The 15,743-nt window shown below is 71.7% G+C and carries 11 protein-coding genes; 1 reads left to right on the top strand and 10 read right to left on the bottom strand.

From position 1 onward, the window contains the following. The first annotated feature begins 320 nt into the window (after positions 1–320). Entirely contained in the window at positions 321–1,544 is a 1,224-nt protein-coding gene (locus tag OXS49_RS09560; protein WP_244007261.1) for an acyl-CoA dehydrogenase family protein, read from the top strand. Between the two features lie 45 nt (positions 1,545–1,589). Here OXS49_RS09560 and OXS49_RS09555 read toward each other — a convergent pair whose 3' ends face one another. The 10 genes from OXS49_RS09555 to OXS49_RS09510 all read right to left on the bottom strand — a co-directional run bounded on the left by OXS49_RS09555 (position 1,590) and on the right by OXS49_RS09510 (position 15,709). Further along, on the bottom strand, positions 1,590–2,198 hold the full coding sequence (locus OXS49_RS09555) for a PAS domain-containing protein (protein ID WP_244007259.1): 609 nt from the start codon (positions 2,196–2,198) through the stop codon (positions 1,590–1,592). A gap of 180 nt (positions 2,199–2,378) precedes the next feature. Beyond that, positions 2,379–3,254 (bottom strand): autotransporter outer membrane beta-barrel domain-containing protein, encoded by an 876-nt coding sequence (locus tag OXS49_RS09550; RefSeq protein ID WP_267423777.1) that lies wholly within the window; start codon positions 3,252–3,254, stop codon positions 2,379–2,381. Between the two features lie 1,993 nt (positions 3,255–5,247). Then, the gene (locus tag OXS49_RS09545) at positions 5,248–8,625 is read right to left on the bottom strand and encodes a hypothetical protein (RefSeq protein WP_267423761.1); all 3,378 of its coding nucleotides are present in this window, start codon (positions 8,623–8,625) and stop codon (positions 5,248–5,250) included. 374 nt (positions 8,626–8,999) lie between these two features. Continuing rightward, positions 9,000–10,268: an MSMEG_0569 family flavin-dependent oxidoreductase gene (locus tag OXS49_RS09540; RefSeq protein ID WP_267423760.1), complete on the bottom strand. Its 1,269-nt coding sequence runs from the start codon at positions 10,266–10,268 to the stop codon at positions 9,000–9,002. A gap of 38 nt (positions 10,269–10,306) precedes the next feature. Then, the gene (locus OXS49_RS09535) at positions 10,307–11,476 is read right to left on the bottom strand and encodes an MSMEG_0565 family glycosyltransferase (RefSeq protein ID WP_267423759.1); all 1,170 of its coding nucleotides are present in this window, start codon (positions 11,474–11,476) and stop codon (positions 10,307–10,309) included. Next, positions 11,473–12,468, bottom strand: a complete 996-nt coding sequence (locus OXS49_RS09530) for a sll0787 family AIR synthase-like protein (protein ID WP_244007251.1) — start codon at positions 12,466–12,468, stop codon at positions 11,473–11,475. Before OXS49_RS09530 ends, OXS49_RS09535 begins: the two co-directional genes overlap by 4 nt. Beyond that, complete coding sequence (locus tag OXS49_RS09525; protein WP_244007300.1) at positions 12,465–13,010, bottom strand: MSMEG_0567/Sll0786 family nitrogen starvation N-acetyltransferase; 546 nt, start codon at positions 13,008–13,010, stop codon at positions 12,465–12,467. Before OXS49_RS09525 ends, OXS49_RS09530 begins: the two co-directional genes overlap by 4 nt. Continuing rightward, a complete protein-coding gene (locus OXS49_RS09520; protein WP_244007298.1) occupies positions 13,007–14,107 on the bottom strand; it encodes an MSMEG_0568 family radical SAM protein in 1,101 nt (366 codons plus the stop codon). The genes OXS49_RS09525 and OXS49_RS09520 overlap by 4 nt, the downstream gene beginning before the upstream one ends. Further along, entirely contained in the window at positions 14,061–15,149 is a 1,089-nt protein-coding gene (locus tag OXS49_RS09515) for a Nit6803 family nitrilase (RefSeq protein ID WP_244007249.1), read from the bottom strand. The genes OXS49_RS09520 and OXS49_RS09515 overlap by 47 nt, the downstream gene beginning before the upstream one ends. Before the next feature lie 77 nt (positions 15,150–15,226). Continuing rightward, positions 15,227–15,709, bottom strand: a complete 483-nt coding sequence (locus tag OXS49_RS09510; protein WP_244007247.1) for an MSMEG_0572/Sll0783 family nitrogen starvation response protein — start codon at positions 15,707–15,709, stop codon at positions 15,227–15,229. Positions 15,710–15,743 lie beyond the last annotated feature (34 nt).

Below are 15,743 nucleotides of genomic sequence, written 5' to 3'. Positions count from 1 at the left end.
GCGTGCCCCGGATGAGCCAGCGTCATCGGTGCTGCAACCGGAAACGACTGCGCCGAACACGGGAAACCGTTTTTCCCCTCACCCCGCCGCGCGCAAGATGAAAGTATTCCGATGGCGTCTACGGAAAAATAACCCTTCCAAAGGCGCGACCGAACGCCGGTTCGCTCTTGAGATCGGAAAAGAACTTCGCGATTCCATGGGTCTGCCCATCGGGCGGGCTTGGAATTGGCCGGGCTTGGAATTGGCCGGGCTTGGAATTGGCCGGCCTTGCCATTGGGTGGCCGTGGAATTGGGCGGGCTTGGAATTGGGAATGGGTGCCATGTCGCAGACGGAAGCGGGCTGGGGCGCGGGTCCGAGCGCGCGCTACGAGGCGCTGGCCGAGCGCTTCCGCCCGGTCTTTGCCGAGATCCGGGCCACCGCGGCGGAACGGGATCGCACCCGCGGCCTGCCCCATGCCGAGATCGGCTGGCTGCGGGAGGCGCATTTCACGACCCTGCGGCTCGCCGAGGCGGAGGGCGGCCACGGCGCCAGCCTGCCCGAATTGTTCGCCCTGCTGATCGAGCTGTCGAGCGCCGATTCCAACGTCACCAACGCGCTGCGGGCGCATTTCGGCTTCACCGAGGACGCGCTCTGCTCGTCGTCGCCCGCATGGCGCGCCGCCTGGATCGCGCGGATCGCCGCCGGGGCGACGATCGGCAGCGGCGTCTCGGAGACCGGCCCCGCCAAGGTCGGTGCGTTCGACACGCTGGTGCGCCACCGGGACGGGCACCCCGTGGTCGACGGCCGGAAATTCTACACCACCGGCTCTTTATTTGCCGACTACATCCATCTGGCGGCCGAGGATGAATCCGGGGCGGCCGTGACCGCGGCGGTGCCGGTGCGGGCCCCCGGCGTGACCATCGTGGACGATTGGGACGGGTTCGGGCAGGCGCTGACCGCCAGCGGCACCGCGACCTTCGCGGGCGTCGTGCTCGATCCGGACCTGATCAAGCCGGATGCCCCCCGCTTCCCCTACGCGATGGCGTATTTCCAGCTCGTGCACCTCGCCACGCTGGCCGGCATCGGCCGGGCGGCCGCCGAGGACGTGGCCCGGCTGGTGGCCGAGCGCACGCGGGTCTACAGCCACGGCAATGCCGGGCGCACCGCGGACGATCCGCAGATCCAGGCGGTGGTCGGCCGGGTCCGGGGCAACGCCTACGCGGCCGGCGCCATCGTGCTGAAGGCCGCCGAAGCGCTCGAACGGGCCTACGCGGCCCACCAGGCCGGGGACGGCCCGGCGGCCGACCGGGCCGCGACGCTCGCCGATGTCGAGGTCAACCAGGCGGTGAGCGTGGTGACCGATCTCGTGCTGCAGGCGACGACGACGCTGTTCGACGCCCTCGGCGCCTCCGCGGTGAAGGCCGGGCTCGCGCTCGACCGCCACTGGCGCAACGCGCGGACCATCGCGTCCCACAATCCGCGGATCTACCGGGACCGGATCGTCGGCGCCTTCGCCATCACGGGCGCGACGCCGCCCCGGCAATACCGGGTCGGCACGGCGTGACGCTTCGGGGCCGGGCGGCCGATCCGGTCAATGCAGGTGGGCCGGTCAATGCAGGTGGGCGAGCCTGCCGCGCACCTGCGCGCGGGCGAGGCAGAAGCCGAGTTCCATCAGCAGCGCCTCCGTCAGGGCCACAGCCTTCGGCTCCCCCAGATCCTTGAGGGTGCGGTAGCTCGCCAGAACGAGGTCCACGACCTGCTCCAGCGGCGGCGTCGCCTGGGATATCCTTGAGGCGACGAGCGGATCGTCGCAGGCGTCGCTCTGCGTGATATCCACCACGATGCCGCGGCCCGCCACCACGGTGCCGGTCTCGTCCGGATCGAACTTCCCGCGGGCCAGGATCCGGCGCATCTGGCCGTCGGCCGAGCAGACCCGGTGCTCGGCGATGAACCACCCGCCGACCTCCGCGCATCCGAGGATGTGCTCCATGACGTGGGCGCGGTCATCCGGATGGACGCCGTTGTTGAAGGTCTCGAACGGGATGCCCGCCGCGCCGAACTCGGGTGTGAAGCCGAACAGCTGGGCCACGATGGGATCGGCCATCACGACGCCCCGGCGCACGTCGATCTGCCAGCGGCCCACAGCATCGGCATCGTCGAGAACGGCCTGCAGCTCCTCGTGCCCCGGATGGGCGCTCACGCCTCCCGACATTCGCATCGGCTCGATTCCCCCCAAATCAGTCTGGTTTCAACTAGAGATAGCACACGACTAAATTGTGGTCACATCAAGCAGTCAATCGGCCGCCCGATCGCATGCGAATGGGTCTCGGCGCGTCTTCAGGGGCTTCGTCTCCGCAGCAAAACCATCGTGGATGCGGTTTCAGGCCGCACCCAAGTATCAGAAGCGCAATTGCAGGCGCGCGGTCCCGGATTGCGCGACGAATTGGTCGCCGACCTGTGCCTGATACTCGCCCGTCACCTCCACGCCGTTGCCGAGACTGATCTGAAGCCCCAGCCCGGCTTCGCCGAGGCGGTCGGGGATCGACGAGTCCGTCGCGAACCGCCCGAGCGCGCCGGTGCCCTGGAAGCTCGCCCGGCCGGTGAAGTGGTCGTCCGACAGGACCATCATGCCCAGCGTGCCGTAGGGCCGGATCCAGCGCCCGCCCTCCAGATCGATCCGGCCGCCGATCTCCACGTTCGGGCTGAACGCCACGAGCGTCTTGGCCAGGGGGCGGACGTCGAGGTTGAAATCCCCCGCGCCCGACTCGGAATAGGCCGGGCTGTAGCTGTAGAGCAGGTCGAGATCCGCGTAGGGCTTGATGTACCAGTCGCCGAACAGGACCTGATAGCTCGCCCGCAGGCGCCCGCCGGCGCTGAGGATCTCGGACCGGCTGCGCGCCGTGGCGCGGGCCCCCGCGAAGTCGATCAGGCGCTTGTTGTCGGCCCAGGCGTAGCCGACGTTGGCCGAGGCCGCGAACAGCCAGGGGCCGACCTGATGCTTGAGCGCGGCCGAGACGTCGCCGGCATCGCTCGTCGTGCCGGTGATCCGGTCGGGATCGCTCTGGATCGCGCGGGTGTAGGCGCCGGTCAGGCCGAAGAACCAATCCGGCGCGAACTCGGTCTGGAGGCCGGTCTGGTAGCTCAGGGCGTTCTGGTGATAGCCGCCGTCGTCGGGGGTCGAGAAGTACCGCGTGTTGGTGCCGGTGATGCGGCCCCAGACGCACTCGCCTTCGCGCAGCAGCGTGCCGGTGCCCACGAAGGCGGGGCAGCTCATGGCCCGCTGCAGGCCCTTGCGGGTGTCGAGCGTCCGGTCGGTCAGCGTGTCCTGGTTGGATTCGGGCTTCAGCTCGTCGAGCGCGGCGGCATAGCCCTTCTGGCTGTCGACCGACAGGAAGCGGGCGTAGAGGTTGCCGAGCCGCGTGGTGTTGCCGTCCCAGGCATCCTGCAGGCCCTGCGCGACGTTGCGCTGGTCGGTAATGAGCGTGATCCCCACCGGCGTCGTGAAATGCGCCTGCGGGCTGAGCGCGACGGCGTCGGCGGTCGAGGCCAGCGCCCACGAGATCGGAACCGCGCCGGAATGCAGGACGCTGTCGGTCGTGGTGGCGGTGACGGCCTGGACCTGCCCGGCCCTCAGGAAGGTGTAGCGCCCCGGCAGCAGGCCGCTGACGATGTGGGGCTCGACCACGCCGCCCAGGGTCGCGGTGCCGCTGACCGTCAGGAGGTCGTTGCGCGGCGCGCCCGCGGGGGCCAGCGGCGCGATGTCGACCAGCAGGCGGCCGGCCGCATTCTGCACGAAGTTGCCGGTGACGGTCGCCTGCGCCACCGTGCCGACGCCGCCGATATCGAGGATCGCGCCGTTGCGCAGCAGCCCGTCGCGGCCCAGCGCGACGATGCCCTCGGGCCCGGTGCGCAGGATCGCCGACGCCGTGCCGTCGAACCCGTTGTCGAACACGACGCGCCCGGCCTGCCCGCCGCCGGTCACGTCGATATCGCCGGTCACGGTGCCGCGGTTGGTGATCGTGCCGGTGGTGAAGGCGCCGGTGATCGCGCGGCCCGAGGCCGCGCCGACCACGCCGCCCTGTTCGATGGCGATCCGGTTGTCGCGGCCGCCCTCGACGCGCAACGCCGCGCCGGTGCCGCTGCCGCCGGTGACGACGCCGTCCACCCGGATGACGATCCGGCCGCCGCGGCCTGGGTCGGGCTCGAGGCTGCCGTCGGTGCGCTGGACGCCCGACTGGGCGTAGATCGCGTGGGCATCCAGGCCCGAGGCGATGATCGATCCGGACGCGTCGATGGTGATGGCGCCGCCGTTTCCGGTCACGGCGCGGCTGCGCACGGGATCCGTCGCCGTCTCGCCCGACAGGCCGACGAGCAGGCCGCCGCCGCCGCCGAGGCTCTGCGCCAGGAGGCCGTGGGATTCCGTGCCGGTGGTGCGGATCACGGAGCCCTTCTCCAGGGCGACCGCGATCGTCCCGCCGTCGCCGCGGCTGCCGTCCCGCAGCGCGTAGGGAATCGCGTAGCCCATCGCCTGATGGGCGCCGCCGTAGCCGCCACCGCCGCCGATCGATTGCAGCAGCAGGGCCGGCGCGGCGTCGCCGGTGGTCGAGACCTGCGCGCTTGAACCTATCCTGACCTGGATCGTGCCGCCGTCACCCGCGGCGCCGCCCGAGCCGCCCAGCCCGAACGTGTACCGGTGGCCGCCCGGCCCCGCCGCCACGGAGGCGAGACCGCCGCCGCCGCCGATGCTCTGGGCCAGGATGCCGACGGCGCCGAAGCCGCTGGTGGCGACCGTGCCGTCCTGCACGATCTTCACGAAACCGCCATCGCCCGCCACGGCGCCGGAGCCGCCGAGCGTCAGGCTGCCCGATTTCGCCGAGACGGAGGCGGGATCCTCCGGCGGCGCGATCTGCACGATGTCGAGCGCCGCGAGCAGCGCGTTCGCCAGCGCCCTGGCGTCGCTCCCGGAGCCGTCCGTCTTCCCGTCCGAAGTCCCGGACTCGGCCGCCGCGTCGTCGCCGGCCGGCGCGGCGAAGCTGCCGCCGCCGCCGCCGATGCTCTGGGCGACCAGGGCATGCGCCTCGACCCCGGTCGTCGTCACGGTGCCGCGGTTCTCCACCGTGACGGCGCCGCCCTGCGCCCCGGACCCGCCGCTGCCACCGACGTTCAGGTTGAGGGTGATCCCCTTGCCGGCCATGCTGTTGACGCTCGCCCCGACGCCGGTGCCGCCGCCGCCGCCGATGCTCTGCGCGGAGAGGCCGTAGGCGGCGTCACCCTGCGTGGCGACCGTGCCGGCGTTGATGATCCCGACGAAGCCGCCTTGATTGCCCGTGCCGCCCGAACCGCCGACCGTCGCCGTGAGGTTGGTCCGGTTGGTGGCCTCGGCGAAGGACACGCCCCCCTGGCCGCCGCCGCCGCCGATGCTCTGCGCCATGATCCCGTGCGCGGAGGCGCCGAAGGTGGTGATCGTCCCGAGGTTCTTGACGTTGACCTCGCCGCCGGTGCCGCCGTTCGCTCCGTCGCCCCCGAGGGCCAGGGTCGCCGAGACGTCGGGCAGTTTGGTCGCGGTCTTCTTCTGCGCCTCCAGATAGGACCCGATGTTGGTCGCGTAGGATTTCAGCGCCTTGGCGAAATCCGAGTTCTTCAGCGTGTCGGCGAGGCCCTTGTAGGTGTCGCTCGACTTGATGTCCTTGAGGAACTGGTCGAGGGCCTTCTTGTCGTCCGTGTTGGCCTTGTCGGCGGCCCATTTCTGGTAGGCCTCGACGCCGATCGCCTGCTTGATTTGCTGCCAGATCTCGCCCACGGCATCGGGCGAGACCTCGGTCCCGGCCGCGAGGCTGCCGCCCGTGCCGCCGCCCCCGCCGATGCTCTGGGCCAGGATGCCGTGCGCGCCGGCGCCCGCGGTCGTGATCGTGCCGGCCGCGTCGTTGGTGACGGTCACGGACCCGCCCGTGCTGCCGGTCCCGCCGGTCCCGCCGAGCTTTCGGGTGATCGTGAGCTTGCCCGTGGCGGTGCTCGACACATCGCCGCCATTGCCGCCGCCGCCGCCGATGCTCTGGGCCTGGATGCCGGTGGCGTTCGAGCCGCCGGTCGCGATCGCGCCTTCGTTCGTCACCCCGACGAGGCCGCCGCGATTGCCGGTGCCGCCCGAGCCGCCGACGGTGTCGGATACCCGTCAGGGTATCGGCGATCGGGAGCTTGCCGACGATGTCGTTGAGGGTCTTATCGAAGGAGATCCCGGAGGTCGCGATCGCGGAGGCCGGGCCGGCATTGCCGCCGCCACCGCCGACACTGAGGGCCAGGACGCCGATCGCGGCGTCGCCCCCGGTGGTGACGCGGCCCGCCTGCGTGACGGAGACCTCGCCGCCGCTGCCGCCGCCGCCGCCGGTCCCGCCGCTCTGGTCGCGGTTCTTCCCGCCGATGCCCCGGGTGATGGCGATGTTCTGGCGCAGGCTCAGGGTGTTGGTCGTCGCGGTCGCGCCGCCCCCGGAGCCGCCACCGCCGCCGATGCTCACGGCTTCGATGCCGGATGCGCTATCGCCGGAGGTCCGCACGGTGCCGTTGTTGGTGACGCGGGCGCTGCCGCCGTTGCCGCCGCCGCCGCCCGTGCCTCCGAGGGTCGTGGTGGCCGCCACGGCCATCTGCCCCGGCGGTGCGACGGCCAGCGCGTAGGCCGCCGCGTCGCCGCCGATGCCGCCGCCGCCGCCGACGCTGAGGGCGCGCAGGCCGGCCGCCCCGTCGCCATAGGTGGTGACCGCGCCGCCGTTGGTGATGCGCGCCGTACCGCCCGCGCCGCCATCCCCGCCGGACCCGCCGATCGCGGTGGAGAACGCGAAGCTCGGCAGCGTGTTGCCGGTCGGTGTCACGAAGGGCAACGCGATCGCCGTCGCGTCGGCGAGACCGCCCACGCCGCCGCCGCCGCCGATGCTGAGCGCCGTGAGACCGTCGGCGCCGAGCCCGAGGGTCGTCACGGTGGTCGTGCTCTCGATGGCGGCGGTGCCGCCCTGTCCGCCCCGGCCGCCGCTCCCGCCGATCGCCCAGGAGGCCGCGAGCGCGAAGCCCACGGCCTTGCTCTTGGCGTCCCCGCCGGCGCCGCCGCCGCCGCCGATGCTCTGGACCAGGACGCCCGTCGCGCCGTCGCCGCCGGTCTCGATCGTACCGCCGAGGCCGGTGAACGTGGCGAGGGCGCCATCGCCCCCGCCCCCGCCGCTGCCGCCGAGGCCGACCGCGATGAACGCGCCCGCCGTGAAGGCGCGCCCGCCGCTGCCGCCGCTGCCGCCGATGCTCTGGACCAGGGCCCCGTAGGCGGCCTCGCCGCTCGTGGCGATCCGGCCGCCGGCGTTGATGATCTCGGCGGTGCCGCCGAAGCCCCCCGTTCCGCCGGTGCCGCCGCTGGAGAACCACAGCGTCTCGCCCCCGGCACCGCCGCCCTTCGTCGTGGACCGCACGGCGAGCGGCGAGAGGGGCAGGGCCGCATCGGCGCTGCCGCCGCCGATGCTCTGCGCCACCAGGCCGATCGCCCCCGTGCCCGCGGTCATCACGGTGCCGCTGTTGGTCAGCGTCACCGATCCGACCGTGGCGGCATCGCCGCCGGTGCCGCCGCCGAAGACGCCGCCGCCGCCCTTGCCGCCGGGGCCGCCGACCGATTGCGCCACGACGCCCAGGGCGTACTCGCCCTGCGTGACGACCGTGCCGCGCTGGGTCACCGTGACGGTGCCGCCGTCCCCACCCCGGGTGCCGTCGCGTCCGCCGGAATCGCCCTGGTCTCCGCCCCGGCCGCCGACACTCTGGACGAGGGCGCCGAAGGCGTAGTCGCCGGCCGTCCGGATCGTCCCGGCCATGTCGAGCTTCGCGAGCGCGCCCGCACCCCCCTGGGTCACCTGGGGTTTGCTGTAGGCAGTGCCCATCCGTGCGCGGTCACCGCCCGCGCCGCCGAGGGATTCGACGATCACCGCGGTGGCACCGACGCCGTCGGTGCCGACCCGGCCGGAGGGCGTCACCGTGAGCGAGGCCGCGCCGCCGGCCCCGCCCGTCCTGAACGCGGTCTGGTCGGCGGCCGTGCCCCCCGAACCGGCGTCACCCCCGGTTGCGCTGACCCGCACGGCCAGGAAGGCCTGCCCCACGGTCGAGACCGCGGACGACAGGGTCAGGGCGACCGGGCCGGCATCGCCGCCGCCGCCGAAATTCGTCAGGGCGTCACCGCCTGGTCCGCCCATGGAATAGACCCAGAATCGGGGCGCCGGCCTGAACGCCGCCTGCCCGGCCGGGTCGGTCTGGTCGCCCTGCCCGGTCACGTCCTCCGACAGCAGCACCGACACGGCGCCGCCACGACCGCCCTTGGCGCCGAAGACCGAACCCGTGCCGTAATCGTCGCCCCGTCCGCCGCGCCCGCCCTGCGAGCCGATCTGGATCGTCGCCGCGGGGTCACGCCCGGCGGCTGCGGTATCGACATCGATCAGGCTCAGGTCGCCGCCATCCCCGCCGGGCGTCGCCGGGGTGTTCCGCTGCAGGATGAAGACTTTCCCGTCCTGGCCATTCGCGCCGGTGACCACCTGGGGCTGGGGGCGCTCGGCGGCGCGCGCCGGCCCGGCGAGGCCCTGCAGGGCGATCAGGCTGACCGTCGCCAGAAGCCATGCGGAGGGCCGCATCCGCCCGTCGAGGATCCCGAGGGACCGTACAACTCGCGAGCACGACATCGGCCATACGCCCCTTACCCGCCAGGGCCCGTACGGAACGGCAAGGGCATGGCGGAACCACAAGGATCTGCAGCGGTTTCAGCCGCGTCGCACCGATCCGAGTTCGGCGCAGCGCAGCAATGCGCAGCGTCTAGTAAATTTACCCTTTCCTGAAAAGGCAAATCGACAGCTGAGGCTGCGGAATCGCCAGTATTGATATTGGAAAGAAAGTAATTTTAAATGTCAGATATTTTGGTGTCCTCCTAAGTTCGTTCGGGCCGCGCGCAAATCGTGATCCGCTGAAAACAAGATCTCCGCGCGCGACGATCGATCTCAGACCGCGACCCTCAGACCGCGACCCTCATGGCCGCGTCCCCGGTGCCGAGGCGCGCCGCGATGACCTGCGCGAGGTATTCGGCATCGCGGCCGACCGCACCGAAGCGGCCCGAGCCCCAGGTGTTCAGCCAGGGCAGGCCGATGAAGGAGATGCCGGCCTCGGCGGTCACGCCGCGCCGGTGCTTGGGATGGCCCGCGCCGTTGAACACGGAGGCGTCGAGCCACCGGAAATCCGGCGTGAAGCCGATGCACCAGAGGATGCTGGTGATGCCGGAGCCTTCGAGGGGGAGCGCGGTGACGGGCGCGCCCGGCTCCCAGACGGGGGCGTAGGGCGCCTGCGCCGGCGCCGCGATGCCGGCCTTGGCGATGTGGGTGTCGATGGCCGCGTTGATGCTGTTGTAGGTCCGGTCGGCCTGATCGAGCGAGCGCTTGAGATTGTCGCGGAAGCGGAAGGCTCCGTCGGCGTAATCCTCCAGCACGCCGTAGAGCTGCATGCCCTCGGTCGCGAAGCGGCGCAGGTCGATGTCGCGGCCCCCGTCGCGCCCGGTCACGTAGTGGTTGGTGTTGTCGCGGACGCCGTCGCGCAGCGGGTGGTTCTCGACGGTCATGTCGTAATAGCCCATGTCGGCGAGCCATGTGACGACGTCGCGGCCGCGGTAGAAGCGGGCGCAGCGGGGCGCATCGCCCACCGCCAGATGCACTTGGCGCCCGGCAAGGTGCAGATCCTCCGCGATCTGCGCGCCCGATTGCCCGGAGCCCACGACCAGCACGGCGCCGTCCGGCAGCTGGGCTGGGTTGCGGTACTGGTTGGAATGGATCTGTGTGATCGTGCCCGGCAGCCTCTCGGCCATGCGCGGAATGATCGGGGTGTGGTAGCCGCCCGCGGCGACGACGATCTCGTCGGCCGTGTAGTCCCCATCCGAGGTCTGCACCGCGAACAGGCCGTCGTCCCGCCGCGCCACGCGCGTGACCGCGACGCCTTCGCGGATCGGCGGCTTCACCTTCGCCACGAAGGCCTGGAGATAGGCGACGATCTCGTCCTTCTTCATGAACCCGTCCGGGTCCGGCCCGTCGTAAGGGTGCCCCGGCAGGTCGCATTGCCAGTTCGGCGTGACGAGGCAGAACGTGTCCCAGCGCTGCGTCGCCCAGGTGTGGGCGGCTGTGTGCTTCTCGAACACGCGGTGGTCGATGCCGCGCTGCGTGAGGTGGTGGCTGACCGAGAGGCCGGCCTGACCGCCGCCCACGATGACGACGGGACTGTGAGGGATCGGGGCGGTCATGGCGCCAACTCCTGCGCGGGTTCGGGCGGATGGGCTGTTCAGGCGGGGATCGGCGTCCGCCGGGCGCAGGCCCGGTAGGTCGCGTCGTGGCGCTCGGCGCAGGCGCGCCAGGACAGGGCGGCGGCGCGCCCGCGGCCGGCCGCCCGCAGCCGGGCCCGGATCTGCGGTACGAGTGCCGCCGCCATGGCGTCGGCGAGGGCGTCCGGGTCGGCGGGATCGACGAACAGCGCGTCGGCCGGCGCCAGATAGGCGGTGAACGGCGGCCGGTCGGAGACGATCGCGGGGGTGCCGCACGCCATGGCCTCCAGCACGCACAGGCCGAACCCCTCGGTCCACGAGGGGAAGGCCAGGAGATCCGCGGCCCGGTAGAGCGCCGGCATCTCGGCCTGCGGGACGGGGCCCGTCTCGATGACCGCCGCGCCCCGGCCAACCGCGAGCCTCTCGGAATCCAGGGCTGCTTGGCAGCGGGCGCGGTAGGCCGCATGGTCGAGGAGTGAGGCACCCCCGGCGATGACGAGCTGCGCTTGTCGGTGGCGGGCCCGCAGCCGGGCGAAACCCGCGATGATGCCCAGCGTGTTCTTGCGCGCTTCGAAGCCGCCGACGCTCAGGACCACAGGCCCCGGGCCGAGCCCCCAGCGCTCGCGCAGGGCGGCATCCACCCCGGTCGGCGCGTCGCCATAGACCGACAGATCGACCCCGTTCCCGACGATCTCGGCTTTCGCGCCGATCTCGTTCCGGATCCAGTCCGCCCAAAGGCGGCTGACGCAGAGCAGGCGACCGGCCTCGCGGATCGAACGCGCCTGCCAGTCGGCCAGCACCGGGTCGGCGAAGTGATCGACATGGTGGACGGTGCGCACGAAGCCTGGGATCAGGCGCCGGTGCGTCAGGTTTGCCAGCGCGTTGCCGCCGATCCCGTCATGAGCGTGAAACACTTCGAAATCGCGGGCCGCCGCGTCTTCGAAGTGGCGCAGGTAGTCGTCGATGCGGGCGTGCACGAGATCGACCGTCGAGCCGGCGACCGGTTGGGCCGCCACCGCCACGGTGGGGCAGGCCGCCGCCCGGAAGAAGCCGCGTCCGGACGGGTCGGGGGCGTGGACCACGGCCTCGTGGCCCAGCGCGCACAGGGCCTCGGCCAGCGCCAGACAATGCGCGACGCCGCCCCGCGGGTTGGTGGAATGGGTCAGGATGGCGATGCGCAGGGTTCTCACGGGGCAGCCCCCGGGTCGTCCCGGCCGCAGCCGATCAGCGGGCCGGCCGCGAAATCCCAGACCACGGCCTCGGCCCCCACGGAATCCCGCACCCGGGCGACCCGGCTGGCGTCGAGATGCCCGATCGGGGCGGTCGCGATGCCGCGCTCGGCGAAGCGCGCGGTGACGGCCGGCGTCCGGTCGGGGCGGACGCTCACGAGGTAGCCGAAGCTCGGGAAGGCCGTCAGCCAGCGCGCCAGCGGGACGTCGGCGGGGCGCGGGATCGCATCGAGGTCGATGGTGCCGCCGACACCCGAGCATTCGAGCAGCATCAGCGCCGTGCCGACGATGCCCGCCATGCTGATGTCCTTGGCGGCGCGGGCCAGGCCATCCTCGGCAAGGCCCGGCAGCAGGGCCAGGTCGCCGCGCAGCCGGTCCCCCGGCGCGCCGGTCGAGGCGTCCCAGTAGGGGTGCGGCTCGCGGAAACGCCCGCGCAGGTCGATGGCGGCGATGAGGTCGTCGCCAGGCGCGGCGTCGAAGCTCGTCAGGAGGCGCGGACCCGCTCGCCCCAGCACGGCGACCGCCAAATTGCCGGTGGCCGCACGGGTGTTGGTGTGGCCGCCCACCACCGGCACGCCGTAGAGCGCTGCCGCATCCGACAGGCCGGCCAGGATCGGGTCCGCGGCCCCGGCATCCCGGCTCCACAGGGCGTCGACCACCGCGATCGGGCGCCCACCCATGGCGGCGACGTCGCTCAGGTTGACCATGATCCCGCAATAGCCCGCGAAATATGGATCCTCGGCCACAAAGCCGTCGAGGAAGCCCTCGATGGCCAGCAGCAGGTGTCCGTCGCCGTCGGGGATCGCCGCGCAATCGTCGCCGACCGGGATCGCGGCGTGCCGACCCGCGAGACCGAGCCGCGCAACGACGGCGTCGATGTCGCGCTTGTGGCCGACCCCGCGGGCCTCGCGGATGTGGCGGGCGAGCGCCTGGATGTCGGGGGCGGTGCTCACGCGGCCCTGCGCAGCGTGATGAGGCCGTGCTCGGGATCGTGCATCGGCGGGTAGGCCGCGAGGTCGGCTTCCATCAGGCGATGCGGGCGTCCGTGGAGGTCCAGCGCGTCGAGGCTCGTCCAGTGCAGGCTCTCGAACAGTGCGGCATTCGCCTCTTGCACATGCGCGAGGAAGCGGGTGCAGCCCCTGGCATGGGCTGCCGAGACCGCGACCCGGATGAGACCGGTGCCGAGCGCGGCTGCGCTCCGGAACGGTTTGGCGACCGCGAGGCGCGAGCCCCACCACTCGCCGGGCCGCTCCGGCACCGCATGGATGCGCACGGTGCCGACCACGGCATCGGCCTCGCCGCCGAGCGTCGAGAGGGCGCAGATCGGTATGGCGTGGGCGTCGACCGCATCCCGGTCATCACCGGAGAACAGGCCCTGCTCGGCGCAGAAGACCTGGCGGCGCAGGGCCGCGCAGGCGCGACGCTCCCAGCACGCAATCGCTAATTTCACGTGAAAACTATTGGGCCGGTAGGGTGGAACGGGGTCGAACATCAGGCTGCCCCCGTCCGCTCGTAGGCGGAGAGCGCCGAGCAGGCGCCGCAGCGCCCGCAGCCGGCCTTGATGTCGGTGGAACGCAGGTTTGCGGTGGCCAGCATCTCCGCGAGGGGCTTCAGGATGGCGTGCATGAAATCGGGCCCGGGGGCCGGGTGGCTCTCCAGCGGCGTGCCGGAGATCGGCACGAACGGCACCACGAACGGGTAGACGCCCATCCCGATCAGGCGCTCGGCCATCGCCAGGACTGCCTCCGGCGTATCACCGAGGCCGGCGAGGATGTAGGTCGAGACCTGGCCGCGGCCGAAGACTGGGACGGCGGCCGTGAAGGCGTCGAAGTAGCGTTCCAGCGGCACGCTGGCCTTGCCGGGCATGATGCGGGCGCGGACCTCGGGGGTGACGGCCTCGAGATGCATGCCGAGCGCATCGATGCCCGAGGCCTTCATCCGCTCGAACCAGCGGTCGTCGTCGGGGGGCTCGCACTGGGCCTGGATCGGCAGATCGACAGCGGCCTTCACCGCGAAGGCGCTCTCGCACAGGATCGCGGCGCCGCGGTCGGTGGCGTTCGGCGTGCCGGTGGTCATCACCATGTGCTTGACCCCGTCGAGCAGCACCGCGGCGCGGGCGACCTCGGCGAGTTGCTCCGGCGTCTTGCGCGCCACGGTGCGTCCGGCCGCCAGCGACTGGCCGATCGCGCAGAACTGGCAGGTCTTGGTGCGGCTCGCGTACCGGATGCAGGTCTGCAGCACTGTGGTGGCGAGGACGTCGCGCCCGTGCAGCACGGCGATCTTGGAGTAGGGCACGCCGTCGAAGGTCGAGAGCCCGTAGAAACGCGGTTTGCCCGGGAAGGTGGCGCGTCCGATCACGACGCCCTCGTGCTCGATCACCGCGATCCCGTCCGCATCCGGCCGGCGCACGAGGAAGGGCGAGTCGAAGGCGGTCTCGGTGTGGACCGGCACCATCACGGTGCGGCCCGCGATGGTCATGGCCTTGTGGTCCGAGGGGCCGGCACCGCCGCGGCGGCTCGGGGCCCCGGCGCGGCTGTCGGCCAGCCTAACGCCGTAGGATTGCAACGCGTTGATCAGGCGCTCCGTCGGCATCCCGATCAGGCCCGTCGTGACCGGCGCCGTGGGGGACAGACTCGTCGGAAGCGGGCTGCTGCTCATGGTCGAGGCTCCGGGGGGCGGGCTGCGAACGGGCTGGCGGGTGGACGAACGCGGCCGGGCGGTCGTCGTGGAAGAGGCTGAGAAGCTCGGGCCGGGCGTAGTGGCCGACCGAGTCCATCATCCGCTTGCGCTTGGTCACCAGCGCGAGGTCCATGTCGGCGATCAGGATGCCCTCGCCGGGCCCAAGCGGATCGGCGAGGTGCTTGCCCTCGGGCGACACGATGGCGGTGCAATTGCCACCCTGGCAGGCGCCGCGCAGGCGCTCGTCCGGACAGACCTGCGCTACCTGCGCGTCGGTGAGCCAGCCGGTGGCGTTGACCACGAAGCAGGCCGCCTCCAGGGCATGGTGGCGGATCGTGACCTCCATTTGGTCGGCAAAGATCTGGCCGACCAGCGAGCCCGGGAATTGCGCGGCGTGGATCTCCTCGTGGCGCGCCATCAGGGCGTAGCGGGCGAGCGGGTTGTAGTGCTCCCAGCAGGCCAGCGCTCCGACCCGGCCGACGGCCGTCTCGACGACGGTGAGGCCGGCACCATCGCCCTGACCCCAGATCATGCGCTCGTGGTAGGTCGGGGTGATCTTGCGGCGCTTCAGCTTCAGCGCCCCGTCGGAATCGAAGATCAGCTGCGCGTTGTAGAGCGAGCCGTGGTCGCGCTCGTTGACGCCGAGCACGATCACCACGCCGTGGCGGCGTGCGGCGGCCGAGACCGCCTGGGTCACCGGCCCCGGCACCGCCACCGCGCGCTCGTAGAGCTTCAGGTGCTCCGCCCCCTGCAGCGCGGGCGGCAGGACGAAGGAGAAGTAGGGGTAGTAGGGCACAAAGGTCTCGGGGAAGACCATAAAGTGCGCGCCCTTGGCGGCGGCTTCGTCGATGGCGTTGAGCACGCGCTCCAGAGTGCCCTCCGGCCGGTCGAGGTCCGGCGCGATCTGGACGGCAGCCGCGCGTACGATTCGGGTCTCTGGCCGGCACTCTGACATGGATGATCCTCCGGCTGGACCAGCGGCTGCGCGGCTTGCGCGACCGCCGGGTACGAGCGTCAGACGGTCCAGGCGACTCAAACGGTCCAGGTGTCGATGATCACCGCGTTGTCGCGCTTGTGCAGGAGCATGCAGTCGAGCACGTCGAGGGGATTGATCATGCGGATGCCCTCGATGAAGGCGGCCTCGCCGTGGCCGTACAGGGCCTGGGTCGAGAACCGGCAGGCATAGACCTTGCCGCCCTCGGCCATGAACTTCTCGAGCTGGTTGTTGAAGTTGAGGTGGCCCGGGAAGGCCTCGTCACCCAGCCGCGGAAAGCCACGCTGGACGCCGAGCGTGATGCCCGGCCCGTAGAGCAGAATCGAGGTCTCGAAGCCTTTCCGCTGCAGGCGCGTGGCCTGGAGCAGGTTGACGAGGCCGATCGAGCCTTCGAACGCAACGGTGTGGAAGGTCACGAGCGCTTTCTGGCCCGGCTCGGCCTTCACATCCTCGAAGACCTTCTCCTCATAATCGACCAGAAAGTCGCCCTTCTTGTGGGGGTCGCGGTTCACGGCAGGCATTGCACACGCTCCTCGATGGGTTGGACCGCGGCAG

Source organism: Methylobacterium sp. GC_Met_2 (genome assembly GCF_026540795.1).
In the GTDB taxonomy this organism is placed as follows: Bacteria; Pseudomonadota; Alphaproteobacteria; order Rhizobiales; family Beijerinckiaceae; genus Methylobacterium.
The sequence above is the reverse complement of the archived record's forward strand: the minus strand, read 5'-3'. Positions and strand labels throughout refer to the sequence as shown.